Annotated in this window: 11 protein-coding genes; 8 read left to right on the top strand and 3 right to left on the bottom strand. The window is 32.5% G+C overall.

The genetic code is table 11. The features are described 5' to 3' along the window. Positions 1-17: 17 nt before the first annotated feature. Positions 18-572: an isoprenylcysteine carboxylmethyltransferase family protein gene (locus NTX22_09415; GenBank protein MCX6150729.1), complete on the top strand. Its 555-nt coding sequence runs from the start codon at positions 18-20 to the stop codon at positions 570-572. Between the two features lie 98 nt (positions 573-670). Here NTX22_09415 and NTX22_09410 read toward each other — a convergent pair whose 3' ends face one another. Beyond that, on the bottom strand, positions 671-1,867 hold the full coding sequence (locus NTX22_09410; protein MCX6150728.1) for a DUF116 domain-containing protein: 1,197 nt from the start codon (positions 1,865-1,867) through the stop codon (positions 671-673). Positions 1,868-2,398: 531 nt separating this feature from the next. Here NTX22_09410 and NTX22_09405 point away from each other — a divergent pair. From NTX22_09405 to NTX22_09395, 3 genes are all read left to right on the top strand, one after another. Next, a complete protein-coding gene (locus NTX22_09405) occupies positions 2,399-3,469 on the top strand; it encodes a hypothetical protein (protein MCX6150727.1) in 1,071 nt (356 codons plus the stop codon). A gap of 323 nt (positions 3,470-3,792) precedes the next feature. Next, entirely contained in the window at positions 3,793-4,368 is a 576-nt protein-coding gene (locus tag NTX22_09400; protein ID MCX6150726.1) for a hypothetical protein, read from the top strand. Positions 4,369-4,430: 62 nt separating this feature from the next. Beyond that, complete coding sequence (locus NTX22_09395) at positions 4,431-4,844, top strand: hypothetical protein (protein ID MCX6150725.1); 414 nt, start codon at positions 4,431-4,433, stop codon at positions 4,842-4,844. A gap of 341 nt (positions 4,845-5,185) precedes the next feature. Here the strand turns inward: NTX22_09395 and NTX22_09390 are convergent, their stop codons facing one another. Both NTX22_09390 and NTX22_09385 read right to left on the bottom strand, forming a co-directional pair. Continuing rightward, a complete protein-coding gene (locus NTX22_09390) occupies positions 5,186-6,352 on the bottom strand; it encodes an Sb-PDE family phosphodiesterase (GenBank protein MCX6150724.1) in 1,167 nt (388 codons plus the stop codon). Between the two features lie 56 nt (positions 6,353-6,408). After that, complete coding sequence (locus NTX22_09385; protein ID MCX6150723.1) at positions 6,409-6,957, bottom strand: GNAT family protein; 549 nt, start codon at positions 6,955-6,957, stop codon at positions 6,409-6,411. Between the two features lie 240 nt (positions 6,958-7,197). Between NTX22_09385 and NTX22_09380 the strand changes: the two genes are divergently transcribed. From NTX22_09380 to NTX22_09365, 4 genes are all read left to right on the top strand, one after another. Further along, entirely contained in the window at positions 7,198-9,888 is a 2,691-nt protein-coding gene (locus NTX22_09380; protein ID MCX6150722.1) for a PAS domain-containing sensor histidine kinase, read from the top strand. Then, a complete protein-coding gene (locus NTX22_09375; protein ID MCX6150721.1) occupies positions 9,888-11,978 on the top strand; it encodes a PAS domain S-box protein in 2,091 nt (696 codons plus the stop codon). Before NTX22_09380 ends, NTX22_09375 begins: the two co-directional genes overlap by 1 nt. Positions 11,979-11,985: 7 nt before the next feature. Then, positions 11,986-17,229, top strand: a complete 5,244-nt coding sequence (locus NTX22_09370) for a PAS domain S-box protein (protein MCX6150720.1) — start codon at positions 11,986-11,988, stop codon at positions 17,227-17,229. A gap of 148 nt (positions 17,230-17,377) precedes the next feature. Beyond that, positions 17,378-19,243 (top strand): hypothetical protein, encoded by a 1,866-nt coding sequence (locus NTX22_09365; protein ID MCX6150719.1) that lies wholly within the window; start codon positions 17,378-17,380, stop codon positions 19,241-19,243. The last annotated feature ends 104 nt before the right edge of the window (positions 19,244-19,347 follow it).

The following is a 19,347-nucleotide window of genomic DNA, read 5'->3' as shown; positions in this document are numbered from 1 at the left end:
AACTAATGAGGTTGGTAATGCTTGAAATTAAAATATTCGTTTTTATCATTTCATCAATTGGAATTTTATTTCTGTCTTGGAAATCTTTAAGAAATCGGAAGTCACACGGTTTCTACCGGTTCTTTGCATTCGAACTAATCCTATTAAATATTTTAAAAAATATTGACTGGTGGTTTGTCAATCCTTTTTCAATTCTTCAAATAATTTCCTGGCTGCTACTTTTCACTTCAATTTATTTTGTCGTTACTGGATTTTATCTGCTGAAGAAAATTGGTAAACCGAAAGGTAAGATTGAGAACTCAGCCAACTTTGGATTTGAGAATACTTCTAACCTGGTTACAACAGGAATTTATAATTACATTCGCCATCCGCTGTATGCATCGCTGTTGCTTCTTAGCTGGGGCACGTTCTTAAAAAATATTACTGAAGTGGGAGCAATTATCTTGATTCTGATTTCTATTTTTCTAACTCTTACCGCCGAGTTTGAGGAGAAAGAAAACAAAACCAGTTTTGGAGATGAGTATTTGAACTATATGAAAAAAACAAAAATGTTCATCCCATTTATTTTTTAATTACAAATTACGAATTTCGAATTACTGATTTCACATAAGGATAGTTTTTCCATTCGCATTAATATTCTCGTAATTCCCAATTCCTAATTTTTCAAGAACTAATTGGTTGTAACCGCTTCCTCTTTTAAATCTAGTTTTTCTTTTATGTTCAAAACAGTTTTCAGTTCATTTAAATTTATTGCTGTGGGAAATCCTTTTTCGTCCCAATGGTTTTTGCAGCCGCAGTAATCTAAAAGAATGCAGTTGATGGGAATATCTAATCCCTTGGCTTCCCAGCCGCCGGTCATTAAATTCAAGGCACAGGTTACACCAACAATTCCAACTTCTTTATTGCCCGCACGCTTCTTAAGCCATTTAGAAAAATCAGTTGAATGCGGAATCATAAAAACATTAAAGCCATCTTGTTCGCCAAGTTTTGTAAGCTGGTTAACTCTACAATTTATAGTACATCGTTTGCAGGAATAATCTATTCCGTTAAAAAAAGATTTACAATGAAACCTTGTTTTAATGCTCATGCAAGAAGGAACCAGAACAGCTTTCTTTTTAGTCGAAAGAAATTCATCACGCCATGCACGGTTCATAATTTCTGCGCCAACCATATTCAAATGATATTCAACCCGCTGACGCCCGCAGAAAATAAGATCTTCGCGCCACTTGTATTCTTCATGTTTATACTCAAGAAAATTTTCTACGCCGAGGGTGTATTTCCCCAACGCTTTAACGCTTTGCTTCTCGAACCATTTTGCAAATCTTATCGAAGCAAAAATATAATTGATAACTTTTTCTTCCGGAATTTGATTGAAGTAATCTTTCCAAACGGATAATCTTATTACATCCTGTTTAAAATCTCCGGCAGCGGCAAGCCATTCTATAAGTTTTTCAATTTTATCAACTCCAAATTTGGAATTAGAAAACACAAAAGAATTTTTTCTTGTTAAGAATATGGTTGATAAAATTCCACGTACGGAATCCGCAAATGGTTTAACCCAGGCAAACCTCCTGCGCAGTTCTGCAAGTGTGGTTAAAATTCTTTGCGGTAAAACAGGAAGTGAAAGTGCATTCCGTTCATAAATGCGGAGTAATGCTCCTAAAGTTAATAATTCAAAAACATATTCCGATTTGCGCCTTAAAATCTCTCCTTTCGATTTGATGAGGTAAAATTGAAATTCTTCAGCAATCGATTCAAGTTGTGTTTCCGATTCCTTTAAAACTATATTGGTAAAATCAGCAACATCCTTGTAGTAGCTATCGGAATTTGATTCATCGTTTCTAAGTGAGTATGTAATTGTTTTCATTGTTCTTCAAAAACTTTAGCTATTTTGAAGAACAAATTTAGATGTTTGTTTGAAAAAATAAAAATATTTTGTTTACCAGCTTTGCTCAATATAATTCTTACAAAATAATTTTCTTCTCATTTTTTTTTATTTTTTACTTGACAATAAAAAAATAAAAAACCAAATTGCCAGCAGGATTAGGTTAATATTATTCTATAACTAAGCTTAACAAGAAAAAACAAGGGGAACCGCATTCTTCTTTTATGTGACTCTTTTGTGAAAATTAATCTGAGTTAATTAATTACTATAAATTTTCTGAAAATGATTTTTGCACATTTCAATTTAACAATGACTGTTACTTTCTTAATAAAATAATGGAACGATAAACCAATTTATTATTTGTGATAGGTATGCTAATAACAAAATGGTTTTAGGGATTTTGCTTTAAGTCCGATCTGCTAAGAGAGGATTTAGGTGAGTTCAAATAATATAAATTCCAAAAATCGATTTTGCTTATGTATATAACTGTTAACAGCAAGGTAGAAAACTAAAATGAAACTTAAAAAATATATGCCACTTACAATTTTACTTTTACAGTTGCTTTTTTTAAGCCTGCCTATCGGACAGACAGGCTGCAATACTAACGAACCCAACACCCAAGAAGAGTATGTTGAACCCGGAAGCCGAAATTATGAATGGACAGTAGATACATTAAATATACCTTTTAATACCTTAACGAGAATCTGGGGAAGTTCACCAACTGATGTTTGGGCAACCGGTGGCGGTGGTGGACTTGATAAAACCATCTGGCATTTTGATGGAACAAAGTGGAGTACTGATAATATCTCAAAACCAATTGTTCCCACCTCAATTTTTGGATTTGGAACTAACGATGTATGGCTTGGCGGCGATGATGGATTGATCTGGCATTATAACGGGTCAAAATGGAGCCAGCACACAAAATTTGAAATTCAGAATTATTCAAGCACCGGTTTGGAAAATATATGGGGTGATGCACCGGATAATGTTTACGCAGTCGGGTATGCAGCAGATGGAAATTCTTATAAAGGAATTATAATGCATTATGATGGAGTAAAATGGCAGGAAGTAAAAATACTTTCAGTAAAAATTTCATTCGTAAAAATAAGAAGAGCAAAAAATGATAATCCAAATTATTATTTGCTTGGATTCACATCTAATCTCGGTGAGGACTCAACTAGAATATATGAATTTGACGGCAAGAATATTAGAGAAATATATGCAGGTCGTTCAATTTTAGAAGAATATGGTAATTTTGAAGTAATCGGCGGAAAAATTTATTTCCAGAAAGGAAGAGGAATCTATAGGTTTATCAATGGCAATTTCAATCTAACTTATTATGTTAATGAGCCAAATTTTGGATTATCATACGGCGGCAGGAGTCTTAAAGATTTATTTTTACGAATGTATGATGGCATTGCGCATTACAATGGAACAGATTTACAATATTTATATAAGTTATCGGATAGTAACATTGCCATAAACGGACTTTTCCTTGTTTTTGATAAGCATGTTTTTTTTATGGCTGAGAACCGAAGTAACGGACTGAATTATATAATCAGAGGGAAAATAAAAGAAAATTAGAATAGGTAAAAAAATTAAACACTATTTTATAAATGTAGATCATTTGATCTTGGTAATTAACTAATGGCTGGTATGAGTGGTTGAAAAATTACTATAAAAATTTATACGAAGAAATAAAGATTTTTTACAAGTTATGGAGGCTATATGATTGTTGAATAGTTTTATAAACATTTTTTTAATTCATCAGAGGTGAAAATGAAAAGCATTCTATTAGCTTTAATTTGTTGCTCGGTTTTATGAAAAAGAAGGTGTTAATAATATTGTTTTCCATCGGTTTTTCTTCTTTAAGCTTAAGCCAAAATAAAGATAATGATACTTTGGGAGTGAACAATAATTATGAAATAAAAATCGAGAGCAGCGGCAAATCGATTATTACTAATGATAGTTTGAATATTGAAAATCCAAAGAAAAAGAAAATACATTTTAATATTGGACTTCAGGTAGGCTCTCATTCTCCAAATTTGAATCAAAATAGTTCTGATTTCAATAGAGGTGTTTTTTTTGAAGCATATCTGAAATTTAATTTATCGGATGAGGTTCATTCTATAATAGCTTTTACCTACTGGAAATCAAAAATAAAAGAGATTAATACTGTTGTTGTACAGATACCCTCCGAAACTATTAACAGTAAAGGGCTGAAACTGGAGTTAGATTTCTCATTATTTAAAATGTATAGTGTTTCACTCTTGCTTGGACCTTCAATATCATTTGAAAATATTACCAGAGCAACAAATACTGTTTTTACTTTTGGAACAGACTTAAAATTAAATATACCACTTTGTAATGATAGAGTTAATTTATTGTCAACGATTAGTTATCAAACGGGAGCAGAAATCTTAAGGTTTAATTATTCTTTTTTTAGTTACTTGTTTGGAATCGAAATTAATATAGGAAATTAAATAGGAGAGAGTAATCTATAACCATAATAAACATATTATAATCAACAAGGAAAGGAGAAAAAATGAATTCAACTAGATTATACTTACTAATTTCTTTTTTTACAATTATTTTGCTCAAAACAACTTTTGCACACGATGCACCTGTACACCAATATGTTGTAAAACAGGCTTATTACTATTTAGAAAATGAAAAAGGTCCGATTCCTGAACTTAGAGATAGAATTGGTCTTTCTTTTATGGGAGCTGGCGATGATAATCAACCATGGTCAACCGGATATATAGGAGTTGCAGCGGAAAGAGAAGATCTAGATGATCCGATTTGGGGTTTTGGAGGTGCCTTTAATGGATGGACACCTACGGTAACTCATTTCTGGGATTCGGATAATGGTGATGATGTAAAAATTTCGATTGCTTCTGGTTCAGATTCAGCATCAATCATTACCCAAAGCTTAGTTCTATCCACCGATAGAGTATAGCTTGATACTTTCCCTGCTTTCATTAGTTTGTTGGTAAGAGAAATCTGGCTTGGAATTAAAGAAATAAATTCATGTGTAAGCGTAGGTAAATCAATGTCGAGCATATATTTATTCATATCAAAATCCACAATTCAAAATGTTAGTTTAAAATCGATGCTAACTTATAAAACTATTTGCTGCAATACAACAGCAGAAAAATCTTCGATCTTATAGATAATAACATTAATAGTTTTTAAATGGTTGCAAATGTAGGATAACCGTTTTAAGTCAATCCTATTTCTTTAGTAGTAATTTATCTTTCAACTACAGACACGGATAATTTTGGGGAAAAATTTGAGATGCTATTTTTCTTTTATTTCAACCTCACAATTAATTTCTGCTGTTAAATTTTCAGTTGGAGATATAAGCAGGTTTTTAATTTTATATGGAAGCACTAAGTTTTTCTTTCCAACAAGGTCTTTAGATTTTGGTTTTACATATAACCGAACAACCCGCTGAGCTGGAAGAGCAATTGATTGCTCAAATTCAAAATCGTTATTGCTTTCTGCGGAAGTTAATTTAAATGGAATATCTGAGTTGTTAGCAATTTGAATGTAAAATGCTTTTCCTTTTAAGGTTTCAATTTTGGGTGTTATTATCTCAATAGATTTCTTGAAAATTGGTTTTAAAAATTCTTCCTTTCCCAACAACGTATCGCTAAAAAAAACCGCAGTGCGATGTTCTATCAACGCTTCCTTAATTCCTTCGGCGGTTCTTTCTTTAGCAAAAACTAAAGTGAACGGACGATGATCTCCCTTGGGTAAATTATAGAAATATGCGCTTGGTGAATGAATATCCGAATTGCCAAGCATTGTTAAGTTCTTTTCTAAGCACCACCTAAAAACATCTGGATAATAATCACGTTCATTTACAACTTCAATTCCATTTAGCCAGCCGTTATCATAAAACTCTTGATGTTCTGGAAACCAATCAACCTTTCCCTCTTTCTTTGGAAAAATTGTTCCCTGCCAGAATGGATGGTTCCATTGAACAAATGCACCTTGATCCTTTGCCGATTTAATTGCAACTCTAAAGTCAGCGGTGTCTAACGGATTTGAATCTTTTAAGAAAAGTGCATTTAAATGTCCTGGTGGCATTTTCCTGGTAATCTCGGATCCTTTTATTACAATGATGTTAAATTTATCAGCATACTCCGAAGCGATTTCGTAAGATCTATTCAGATTTCTAACCATATCTTTTTTGTGCGGTTGATATTCGATATGATCCGTTATAGCAATTGCATCTAAACCTTCAGCCCACGCTTCCTCAACTCGTAAATCGGGCCAAATGTCGCCATCAGAAAAAACTGTGTGACTGTGAAAATCGCATTTGAGCGTTAAATAGCCGGAGATGTCTGGAATTTTAATTTCCTTTCTTTCGTTAGTCTGGGCTATGGTTAGAGAGCAAAACAAGGCAGTGTAAATAAAGATGGTTCCACATTTCGAATAAAAATTTTTTAATAAATTCATTATTAATCCCTGGCTTATTCTAAACTGGTTGATAAAAACTTAGCTTCCAGCAATAATTATTTTTTTCTTTTATAGAATTCTTCCCGCAAAATTCCCATTACATAAAAATCTATGTATTTGTTTTTATGATACATTGCTTTTCTTAATGTTCCTTCCACTTTGAATCCAGCCTTTTTATATGCAGCCACTCCTTTTGTATTATCTACACAAACGTGCAGTTGAACTCGATTAAGGTTAAGAATATCGAAAGAAAATTTTAACATCATCCTGGTAGCTTCGCTTCCATATCCTTTAGACCAAAATTGTGGATCGTAAATAGCGACATAAAAAACCGCCGCACGACTTACATAGTCAATTCTTACTAATGCAGTTTGTCCAACGGCAACGTCATCTTGCTGGCGGCAAATAGTGAAAAGCATAATTTCTTTACTGCTTGACCATTGGTTTAATTCCGCTTTCACCTGCTCAGTTGTCATCGGAGCAAAAAGAAAAAGTGTTTCTCTAACATCCGGGTTATTTTTACCGAATTCAACCAATTCCAAATCATTTTCCTTTAAAGGGCGAAGGTAAATTTGTTTTCCTTCCAAAAATTTTATAATGCGCATGTTCAGTCCGAATAATTTATATTTGCTTCCGAAATTTACATTCTTATTCAATTAACGCAAATAATTTTATTAATAGAAAAGTAAATTCTTATCATTTTAATTGAAATTGAAGGTAAATCGGGCAGAATGGATTTGTTGAATTATATGAATTTTGGGTTTAATGCAAATTACAATAAAGTTATTAAGGATTTTAATCGATAATAGACTACCCAAAAGGTTTTATAGAGGCGGATAAAGATAATGAATGATTTACGAAGCACCTTCAGCAAAACTGAGCAGGCTAACTGTTTCTTGGAATCATCTAAACATTTTTATGAAATATTGGATAACCTAAGGTTATTTGCTGTTAACTTTACTCCTGATGGTTGTATTAAATTTTGTAATTCCACTCTTTTGAAAGCAACCGGATGGAAAAATGAAGATGTACTCGACAAGAATTGGTTTGATATTTTTGTTAATGCCGACGCAAAATACAAGGATACTTATATAGAAGCTATTAGACAGGGATTAGTTCCGCATCAAACAGAAAGTGAAATAATAACGCGGGATGGTTTACAAAAGTTAATTTCCTGGAATAACACTATTCAAAGAAATTCGGAAGATGAAATAATTGGTATTACAAGTATTGGTGAGGATATAACTGAAAGGAATAGATGTGAAAAAACTTTATTGGAAAGAGAAAAAATATACCGGATTCTTATTGAAAGAATTTCTGACGGAATAGTTATAGTTGATAAAAATGGAATAATTAGATTTACGAATCCGGCTGCGGAAAAACTTCTTAGAAATCCAGAAACCAAATCCCCAACTGAATTGATAGGGCAAACTTTTCAATATCCTTTGTCCTGCGATAAACCAGTAGAATTTGAAATATGCATAAATGATAAGGTTGTAACCACCGAGATTTTAATTACCAGGATAGATTGGCTCGGCTATAAAGACTACCTTGTTACACTACGAGATATTTCTGAACGCAAAAATGCCGAAGTAACTTTAAGAAAATCAGAAGTTCAATTTAGGCAAGTTTGGGAAAATTCTTTTGATGGAATGCGGCTGGTGGATGAAAAAGGAATAACGCTTTTAGTAAATGAAGCCTTCTGTAAAATGTGCGGTAAAACTAAACAAGAATTAGAAGGCAATCCTTTTACAATTATTTATGCTGCTGATTATCAAAGTATAATGAATGAAAAGCAGCGAACCAGGTTTTCGGCAGGTACAATTCAACCACACTTTGAACGAGAACTTAATTTATGGAATGGCAAAAAAGTCTGGTTCGAATTATCGAACTCGTATATAGAATTAGAGAAAAATCAAAAACTTCTCTTGAGTGTATTTAGAGATGTATCTAATTATAAAAAAGCTTTAAAGGAACTGCAGAACTATAACCAAAAACTTTCATTTCATTTCTACCAAACTCCTTTGGCATACATAGAATGGGATAAAGATTTTAAAGTGATGGATTGGAATCCCTCTGCAGAAACAATTTTTGGTTTCGGTAAAGAAGAAGTGCTAAACAAGCATGCCTGCGATTTAATTGTTCCGATAAAGGAACGCCAAGCAGCAAAAATGCATTGGGAACAAACAAAAAAAAACAAAGAAAATCAATTCAGGATTGATAAAAACATTACAGGAGAAGGCAGAGAAATTATTTGTGAATGGTATAATACGCCTTTGTTAAATGAAAGCGAAGAAGTAATAGGTATGGCTTCTCTTGCGCTTGATATCACTGAACGAAAAAGAATTGAAGCTGAATTAAGTGAGAGCGAAAAAAAATACAAGGCGCTAATTTCTAATTTACCGGATCTAGTTCTTGTTCACGAGCATGGAAATATTTTATTTGTGAACAAAGCTATAATGGAAGTAGTTGGATATGCCGAAGAAGAGATGCTCGGTAAATCTGTCTTTACTTTTATTGATGAAGAATATAGAAATATTGCCGCACAAAATATGCAAAAGCGGATTAATGGTGAATCTAATCCCGATTATGAGATTTCAATAACGGCTAAATCCGGGCAAAAGATTACCGTTGTTGTAAGATCCGCTCCAATCACTTTTAAAAATTATAATGCCATACTTGTTGTTCTAATTGATATTACTAGTCGTAAAGAATATGAGTACCAGCTTAAAAAATATGCTGAAGATTTAGTGAATAATAAAAATCTGCTTGAAGAAAAAGCTTCCGAATTAAGTAGTCTTAATAAACAATTAGCGGGATCCGAAGCTAAACTAAAGGAATTGGTAGCAAGTAAGGATAAACTCTTTTCCATAATTGCCCACGACCTTCGAAGCCCATTCCATGGTTTGTTGGGATTGTCCGGCATACTTGCTGAAGATACAGGATCATTAACAAATGAGGAAGTAAAGAAGTTTAATGTTGAATTAAACAAAACACTAAAAAATCAATTTAAGTTTCTTGAAAACCTGCTTGAATGGTCGAGACTTCAAATTGGTAGAACAGAATATAATCCAATTAAAATCGTTCTATATGATAAAATTAATGAATCGGTTAATATTCAATTTGCAAATGCCTTAAAGAAAAATATCAAAATCCATAACTGTGTACCGGAAAATCTAATTATTCTGGCAGATGATAATATGCTTCAATCAGTTTTGCAAAATCTTATTTCTAACGCAATTAAATTTACTTATCAGGGGGGCGAAGTTAGCCTTTCTGCATTTGCTGTTAATGGATTGGTAGAAATTCACATATGCGATACAGGTATGGGAATAAAACAAGAAGACATTGATAAAATATTCAGGATAGACACACAGTACACTACTAAAGGAACGGCAAATGAAAAAGGAACCGGGCTTGGTCTTGTCCTTTGCAAGGAAATGATTGAAAAACATAATGGAAGAATTTGGGTGGAGAGTACTGTTAAAAAAGGAAGTAGTTTTAAATTCACATTGCCAGCAATGGAAATTGAATAATGACTAAAACTTTTATAATATATCTTTTTTTTATTTGCAGAGTAATTTTTGCCCAAAATGATTTTACCCAGCTTGCTGAAAAAGTTAAATCAGCCAATGGTAATTTCGCCGCAGCTTTTGAATTCTTTAACAGAAACCTTAAGCTGGCAAGCGAGGTAAAATTAGAAAGATTTCAGAAAGATATCTTGTACGAATTATCCGACTATTATTCCAAGCTTGGCAATTATAAGAATGCATTAAAATTTTATCATCATAATGCGCTTAAAGATTTAATTTATAATGAAGAAACAGTAACTAAAATTTCAAAGATCAAACAAACAAATGAGCTTGAAAGAAATAATAACATGATAAAAAAACTGGAGGGAACTAACAGGACAATTTTAATTTTTTCCCTTCTAACTAATTTAATCTTGGCGCTTATTTTAACAGTTGTAGCCTACAAACTTTACCAGCTAAAAAAAATAAGCAGTTTAAAAATCAAAAAGCAAGCGAATGAACTGAAGTTGCTTGAGCATGAGATTGAATTAAAAAATGAAAAACTTGCAAGCTTAGAATCTGCATTTAAGCAAAGCGAAGAACAGTTCAGGACTATTTTTGAAAAAGCTGGTATAGGTATGGTGATTACAGATCTTGATGGTAAAATTATTAGGGTTAATGAATCGTTCATAGATTTTTTAGGCTACTCGCAAAATGAGCTGACAAATTTAAACTTTTCAGAACTTACTTTTCCTGAAGATAGACAAAAAGCATTTGAATCAATTCAAAAAGATACAGAGAAATTAAACACAAGTTCGATTTTGCAGATTGAGCAAAGATATGTAACAAAAAATGGAGAAAATAAATGGGGAAGCTTAACCGCTTCATTCATTATTGATTTAAAAGGAGCGCCTGTTTTTAAACTTTGTATGGTTAAGGACATTACAAAAAGAAAATTAGCTGAGGAAAGGTTAGAAAAGTCTGAGGAATTGTATCGTAAACTAATTACTGCAGTGCCGGATGTTGTAACTGTTACTGATCTTCAAGGAAAAATTATTTTTCAATCAATAAGCGGTTTAATTGTTGGCGGTTATTCATCACTTGATGAGCTGTTAGGTACAAATATGGTCTTTCATATTGCACCAATTGATAGAGAAAGAGCCGTTGAAAATACAAAATTAATGTTCAACAAATCTCTTGGTCCACAAGAATATTTTTTTGTAAAGAAGGATGGCACCTTTTTTAACGCAGAAGTAAACGGCGAAGTGTTAAGGGATGAAGCTGGTGCTTCATATGGAATGGTTTTTATCGCCCGCGATATTACAGAACGCAAACAATCTGAGCAACGGCTTAAAAGATATGCGGAAGAACTTAAAGTGCTAAATGCTTCCAAAGATAAATTCTTTTCTATTGTTGCACATGATTTGAAAAGCCCATTCCTTGGTTTACTCGGTTTTGCAAATATTTTACTTCTGGAATTTGACACACTTGATAGTTCTGAAATTCGAAAATTTGTCGGGGACATCCATCGTATAACAAACAGCATTTACAAATTAGTAGAGAATTTGCTTAGCTGGTCAAGGCTGCATACCAACCGAATTGAATTCAAACCAGAATCTATTAGTTTGTATGAAAACTTAATTCAATCTATAAACCTTCTATTTGCTAATGCCGCAAATAAAAACATTCAAATAAAAAATATGGTTGCTGATAAGCTGAAAGTTTATACCGATGAAAACATGCTGCAATCAATCCTGGAAAATTTACTTTCTAATGCCATTAAATTTACAAACGAAGGCGGCTTGATAAATATATCTGCAATAGAAAAAACAACAGAAGTAGAGATTTGCATAGAAGATAATGGTGTTGGGCTTGAAGAAGAAAACATTAAAAATTTATTTAAAATCGAAAAACATTATACAACACGCGGAACCGCCAACGAAGAAGGAACCGGGTTAGGTTTGATAATCTGTAAAGAAATAGTAAAGAAACACGGCGGAAAAATTTGGGTGGAAAGTAAAGTACAATCCGGAAGTAAATTCTATTTTACTCTGCCAAAATTACAAATCAAAATTGATAAACAATTAGATAAGCAGAACAGCTTTTTGATTTAGGAGATTTATGAAAGATAGTAGAAAAACAAAGGAACAGTTAATTAAGGAACTTGATGCTCTTAAGGGAATTGAGAAGTATGAAGAATTGCTTATTGATGAAATTCCTGCTATGATCTGCAAATTTAAACCAGATGGAGTTCTAACGTACGTTAATAAATCTTGCTGTATTTACTTTGGGAAAATAAAACAAGAACTGCTTAACAAAAACTTTATTAATTTTATATACAAACCGGACAGAAAGAAAATAATAGTTTTATCCAATATTCTACAATCCGAAAGAAAAACCTACCAGGTTGAATTTAGAGTAAAATTGAGTAATGGAGAAATTAAATGGCACGAATGGACTTATTGCCCCATTCAATTTAATGGCAGTTTTCAATATCAGGCAGTTGGGCGCGATATTACCAAACGAAAAAATTCTGAAGATGCTTTAAAAGAAAGCGAACAGAAATACAGAGCATTTATTGAGCAAGCCACAGATGGTTTTGTTTTACTTGATGAAGAAGGGAAAATAATTGAATGGAATAAAGCTCATGCAGCCATATCAGGAATTCCAAGGGAAGAAGCTCTCGGTAAATTTTATAATGATGTGCAGTTTTCAATGTTACCAGAAAATAAAAAGTCACCTCAAAATAATGAATATCTTAAAACTGTCCTGAATTCAGCCTTGGAAAAACATGAAGCAGATTTTTTTTACAAGACACTTGAAGCGGAAGTTCAGAAACCAAATGGTGAACAAGTATTTTCGCAGCAAACTGTTTTTCCAATTAAAACTGAAAAAGGAATTAGACTGGCATCAGTAACAAGAGATATTACCCAACAGAAGCTTTCTGAACAGGCATTAAAGGAAGGCGAAAGTAAATTCAGATTACTTGCCGATATGCTTCCACCAGTAGTTTTTGAAACAGACATAAAAGGTAAGCTAACCTTTGTGAATAAAAGCGCTTTCGATCAATTTAAACACAATCCGGAAGATTTTGAAAAAGGTTTATACATTTTTGATTTTGTTGTTCCGCAGGATTTGGCAAGAGCAAAAGAAAATATAAAAAAAATTATAACTGGTGAAGAGATTGGAGTGACTGAATATATTCTAAAGAAAAAAGATGGAACAACTTTCTCGGCAATTATTCATTCAAATGCAGTTATTAATAAAAATAAGCGGATAGGTTTACGCGGAATTATTATTGACATTTCTGAACGGAAAAAAGTTGAAGAATCCTTAAAGCTTAGTGAAAGCAGATTAAGACAAGTAATTGATTTAGTACCGCATTTCATTTTTGCAAAGAATGAAAAAGGACAATTCATTTTAGTAAACAAAGCTGTAGCAGAAGCATATGGAACTTCAGTAGAAGAATTGCTTGGTAAAACTGACGCAGATTTTGACCCAAGTGTTGAAGAAGTAAATCATTTCCGTGGAGATGACCTTGAAGTTATAAAAAGCGGTTTGCCCAAATTAATTCCTGAAGAAACAATTACTGATTCGACCGGCAATTTAAGAACACTGCAAACCACAAAAATCCCTTTTGCTTTTAATGGAACAACTGATTTGGCTATTCTTGGCGTATCAATAGACATTACTGAAAATAAAAAAACCGAAGAGGCTATGCAAAAATCGGCACTTCAGTTCAGATTAGTATGGGAGCATTCATCTGATGGTATGAGGCTTACCGATGAGAACGGAATTATAATAGAAGTTAATGATGCTTACTGTAAAATGGTGGAAAAAACGAGGAACGAGTTAATTGGAAATCCTTTTTCTGTAATTCTTTTATCACAAATTACTGCTAACGTTGTACAAAAATATCAAACTCGATTTAAACAAAGATTAGAAAGAACGCTTGAACGACAAGTTAAACTGTGGAATAATAAGCAAATCTGGTTTGAACTTTCTGAAGCGTATTTCGAAATGACAGGGGAGCGCCCATTGATGCTTACCATCTTTAGAAATATAACAGAAAGAAAACGAACTGAAGAAATTCTTGCTAAAAGTGAAGAACGATTCCGATCAATGATTCAAGGTCTTTCGGATTTAATAAATCTCCTTGATACAAATGGCACTATAATTTATGAAAGCCCTTCTGTAAGTAAAATTTTAGGTTATGATCCCGGATATATGATCGGTAAAAACTGTTTTGATTTTATTCATCCTGACGATATACCTTCAGTTAGTTCTGATTTGATGGAGGTAAGGGAAAATAACAATAACGGAATACCAACTGAGTTTAGAATTAAACATGCTAATGGCAATTACATTTTTATGGAATCCGTTGCGAAGAATCTTCTTGATAATTCCGAAATAAATGGAATTTTAGTCACATCAAGAAATGTAACTGAGCGGAAAGAATCTGAAAAGAAAATTTTAGAAAGCGAAGAAAGATACAAAGCATTCATCGGGCAAACGGCGGAAGGAATTTCTTGTATGGAGCTTGATATCCCAATGTTTTTAGAACTTTCTGAAAAAGAGCAGGCAGAATTTTTTATTAATCATGCTTACCTGGTTGAATGTAATGATGCATTTGCCAGAATGTATGGTTATAACAATATCCGGGAAGTAATAGGACATAAATTATCAGATTTTTGGTGTGGCACATTTGAAGAACAAAAAAATTCTCTGCTTTCCTGGGTTCGTAATAATTTTAAATTGGAAAATGCAATAACAGTTGAAAAAAGTAAAGATGGAAAGACCCTTTACTTTTTAAATAATACAATTGGAATAATAGAAAATAATAGACTTATTAGAGTATGGGGGACACAACGAGATAATACTGAACAGCGTAAAGCTGAAGAAGCACTACGTGAAAGTGAGCAGAGATGGCAGTTTGCCCTTGAAGGCAGCGGGGATGGTGTATGGGATTGGGATATAGAAAAGAATAAATTTTATTATTCCAGGCGATGGAAAGAAATGCATGGCTACAATCCCGAGGACATTGTTGATGACTTAAATGATTGGAAAGAACGCACCCATCCAGAAGATATTGATTATGTACAAAGTGAAGTTTACAGACTTTTTAATGGTGAATCCCAGGTTTATGAAAGTGAGCATAGAGTTAAATGCAAAAATGGAAATTATATTTGGATACTTGACAGAGGAAAAGTTATTTCCTGGTCAGCAGATGGTAAACCAGCAAGAATGGTTGGAACCCATACTGATATAAGTTCAAGGAAAATTCAGGAAGAAAAAGCCAGGAAAAAAACAGAACAAATTTTTAGGCAACAAGCGGCATTACTAAAACTTGCCAAGTTAGATGAAAATAATTTTGATATTTCAATCCGGAAAATATTGGAATCGGACGCTAATGCAATTGGCGCAGATAGAGTTGGATTCTGGAAAATTAATGAAGCGAATACAGAAACTACTTGTGCCTACCTGTACAAGCGAATGAATGATTCGTTTGAAAAAAGTGCTAATCTAAAGCTATCTAATCTTTACAGGTATATTAAATTGCTTAATGAATTTGGCTTTGTTACAATTAGTGACGTAAATAATGATGAAAGGGCTTTGGATATATTAGAGCAATATCTTAAGCCAAATAAAATTACTTCAATGTTTACAATTCCAGTTTGGGTTGAAGGCAAAATAATTGGCTTCATTAACCACGAACACATTGGACATAATAGAGAATGGTCAATTGATGAACAAGAATTTGGTAATTCAATTGCCGATTTAATAACACTTTCTTTTATAACAGCAGAAAGGGCAAAGGCTGAAAAAGAAATTCTAAAACTTTCACGAGCAATAGATCAAAGTCCAGCTTCGGTTATTTTAACTGATTTGGCTGGAAGAATTGAATATGTTAATCCAAAGTTTACTCAAGTAACCGGGTACACACCAGAAGAAGTAATCGGTCAAAATCCCAGAATTTTAAAAACAGGAGAGATGTCATCTGAGAACTATAAGGAACTTTGGGAAACCATCTCTATGGGTAAAGAATGGCGCGGTGAATTTCTTAATAAGAAAAAAAATGAAGAACTGTTCTGGGAATCGGCATCCATTTCTCCAATTAAAAATGGAAAAGGAGAGGTCATCAATTATCTTGCTGTAAAAGAAGACATAACAGATAAAAAGATGATGGACATAGAATTAAAACAAGCATTGGATAGAGCTGAAGAATCAAGTAAACTGAAATCTTCATTACTGGCAAATATGAGTCATGAACTTAGAACACCTATGAATGGAATTTTAGGCTTTGCACAGCTTTTAGCGGAGGAAATAACTGAACCTTTTCAAAAGCAGATGGTGCAAAAAATTCAGCATTCCAGTAAAAGATTAATGATGACTTTAAATACCATTTTGGATTTATCAGAACTTGAATCCAACGAGTTTTTGCTAACATTTAATGAAGTTAAGATTGGAGCGCTGCTTTTTAATATTCTAAAAGAATATGAAGAAAAAGCAAAACAGAAAGGATTGTATTTTGAATATGAAAGACCCGAAAATGATATATCTGCATTGGTTGATGAAACCGTGCTGAATAAAATAATTATTAATCTTGTAGATAATGCAATTAAATTTACGGTTAAAGGTGGCATTAAAATTAAATTAGAAAATGAAGATAGAGGAGAAGATGGTTTTATTGCTAAGGTTCAGATTATTGATAGTGGAATTGGTATTGCGGATAAAGATAAAGAATTAATCTTTCATGAATTTAGGCAGGCAAGTGAAGGATTAAGCAGAAGCTATGAAGGAAGCGGATTAGGATTAACACTTGCAAGAAAAATGGCAAGACTTATAAACGGTGATATTAATGTTGATAGTCAGTTAGGTGTTGGTTCAACTTTTACTTTAACAATACCGGGTGTGTTAGGGGAAGTATTAAATCCCGAACTTAACGCACCGCCAGAAATTGTATTTAAGGAAAATAAAAATGTATCGTTCGATATACTTCCGGAAGTTCTTCTTGTTGAAGATAATATTATTAATAAGGAAGTTGTGGAAGTTTTTCTAAGAGGAATTTGCAAGGTAGATCATGCTATTGATGGTTTAGGAGCCATCAAGATGGCGTTTCAGAAAGAATATGCTATTGTGCTTATGGATATTAATTTAGGAACAGGGATGAATGGAGTTGATGTTTTTAAAGAACTTAAAAAAATAAAAGGTTACGAAAAGGTTCCAATTGTAGCAATAACGGGTTACGCAATGTCCGGCGATAAAGAAAAATTTATTAGTCAGGGAATGACAAATTACCTGGCAAAACCATTTGACAAAGAATTGCTGATTAAAGTTATATTCGAAATCCTTGCTAATAAATAATGAAAAACCTTCGAGGTTCTGAAAACCCCGAAGGTTTTAACATTCAACTAACCTAAAATATTCTTGCAATTATTATAAACTTCCAGGGAATTATTCCGATAATAGATTTGGTAAGGAATAACCAAATTTTATCTTCAAGGATGAAGGAATGATGAAGGATCCCGAAATAAACGGAAACCTGAAAGCAAATTTTTTAGGAAATGAAGAAGAATTATTACAAGAAATAAATTTTTCGAAATTAAAAAATTTGGGTAAAGAGTATTTCCAATCCCAGGTAGAAAAAACCATATCCTTTGAACAGTTTTTAAAAACTACCGCACAGCATTTTGCATATAACCTTCCACCAAAAACAAATGAATATTTCGTTTCTTTAGAAACTTCAAAGTTTTTTTGGGTGTGCAACCATCCTTTAACTTTAAATCTTGAGAATTATTCCTCACCTTTAGATAAGAAAACGCCCCGAAGTAATTCAACAAAAGATGAAATAAGAAAATTTTATATTAGGTGGACTTCTGAAAAATCTGAACGAGAAAGACTTTTTTTTGCTAGCACTACAAAGAACTTAATTGAAAAAAGTGAAATGCCGGAAGATTTAATAAAACATCTACTTGCTTCAACGCTAATTCTAAATGAGGATAAATTCTATTCTAATGAAAAATTTAATCAATCAATTGATTTAGCTAATAGCTTAATACTGCATTCCAATTTACCTGAAGATGTAAAATCTCAATTCCTGTATTATCAGAATATTTTTAAATCATTCAGCAATATTAAAAATCGGGAATTTGAAGAAGCAAAAATAAACTTACAGGAGGCTTTAAATATTGTTCCTAACGGAATTACAGCCCAGTTTTATCTTGCAATTGCGCTTCGGGCAACAGGCGATTTTGAAAACAGTCTTGTTTATATAAAGAATATTATTCTATTTGACCTGGAAAGATTGACCTTTGCATTGGAAGTAAATAATTTGGAATTGTTTAATTTCTTCTTGACGAATTCAGTATCTCCGCAAATATTTAATCACAAGGAATTTGCACCTTTATATTCCAACATTAAATTTATTTTTGAAACGCTTAATGTAACAAAGCAAACCAAAATGAAAAGTTTAAGTATTCTAATTTCAAAATTGAAAGAATTGAATGTGGAAAAACATTATAATGATGCGGTAAGAGATGGGATAATATTTCTGGAAAATTTTATTAAACTTTTTACAAAAGAAAAAAATGTTTTTCTAAATATGGTTGATGATTTTCTGTTTGATAAGTTATACGCATTAATAGAAAATATAAAAAGTATATTCAATTCCAACCTGGAAGTAAAGATGAATTCTGAATTGAATTTGTTTAATAAAAAGCACCAGATTTTCCTTGATGAAATAAATTCGTTACAGAACGATATTGAAAAGACGAAAGAAAGAATTCAGGCAACCAAGAAAGAAAATTTAGAAAAAAATGAATTGAAGTATAATAACTTAATTGCCGAGATTGAAAATCGTTTATCCCGTGTAGATAAGTCACAGGACTCTAATCCATTTATGGCATTCAATAATTCACTTATTTATAATTTTATCATTTCCATTATTGTGTTCATTGTTGGCGGTTTTGTTGACGGCATAAAGGGTCAGGAATTATCCGATGTTCAAGCATCAGGATTAATACTTTCTGTGTTGGTTAGCGGTTTAAAATGGAGTTCGATAATTTTTATAATCGGACTAATCATTTCGGTGATAACAATGATTTCAAAAGTCCTGGAACGTTCTAATGAAAAGCAAAGACTATTAAAACAAATTGCTCAAATAAAAACCAATAAAGAGCGGGAAGTAGAAATAATTAAAAAGGAAATTGAGGTTAGAATAAAAGAATATGAAAGTAATGCAAAGAATAAAATAGAGAAGATTCGCATACAAATTGAAACTTTAATCGAAGAAAAAAAGATCCGGGAAGGTGTGTTAAAGACAAACATTCAAGAAGAAATTGGGGCAATCCAAAATAAATTGAATTCGATATTTCTCTGAGGAAAGCTCCTAACTTCAACCATCTTTAATTACTTTATTTTAATACCCCCATTTTATACCTGGCTAAAATTAGCCAATAGTCAAATAACCACATTCATTTTCCC

It is taken from the genome of Ignavibacteriales bacterium (genome assembly GCA_026390815.1).
GTDB lineage: Bacteria > Bacteroidota > Ignavibacteria > Ignavibacteriales > SURF-24 > JAPLFH01.
This window is presented reverse-complemented; position numbering and strand designations above follow the sequence as displayed.

What these genes read in the sequence shown, in the direction of transcription:
- NTX22_09385 (MCX6150723.1), bottom strand. Translation starts at nt 6,957, where the DNA reads ATGCGCATTATAAAATTTTTGGAAGGAAAACAAATTTACCTTCGCCCT.
- NTX22_09390 (MCX6150724.1), bottom strand. Translation starts at nt 6,352, where the DNA reads ATGAATTTATTAAAAAATTTTTATTCGAAATGTGGAACCATCTTTATT.
- NTX22_09405 (MCX6150727.1), top strand. Translation starts at nt 2,399, where the DNA reads ATGAAACTTAAAAAATATATGCCACTTACAATTTTACTTTTACAGTTG.
- NTX22_09365 (MCX6150719.1), top strand. Translation starts at nt 17,378, where the DNA reads ATGATGAAGGATCCCGAAATAAACGGAAACCTGAAAGCAAATTTTTTA.
- NTX22_09395 (MCX6150725.1), top strand. Translation starts at nt 4,431, where the DNA reads ATGAATTCAACTAGATTATACTTACTAATTTCTTTTTTTACAATTATT.
- NTX22_09380 (MCX6150722.1), top strand. Translation starts at nt 7,198, where the DNA reads ATGAATGATTTACGAAGCACCTTCAGCAAAACTGAGCAGGCTAACTGT.
- NTX22_09375 (MCX6150721.1), top strand. Translation starts at nt 9,888, where the DNA reads ATGACTAAAACTTTTATAATATATCTTTTTTTTATTTGCAGAGTAATT.
- NTX22_09370 (MCX6150720.1), top strand. Translation starts at nt 11,986, where the DNA reads ATGAAAGATAGTAGAAAAACAAAGGAACAGTTAATTAAGGAACTTGAT.
- NTX22_09410 (MCX6150728.1), bottom strand. Translation starts at nt 1,867, where the DNA reads ATGAAAACAATTACATACTCACTTAGAAACGATGAATCAAATTCCGAT.
- NTX22_09415 (MCX6150729.1), top strand. Translation starts at nt 18, where the DNA reads ATGCTTGAAATTAAAATATTCGTTTTTATCATTTCATCAATTGGAATT.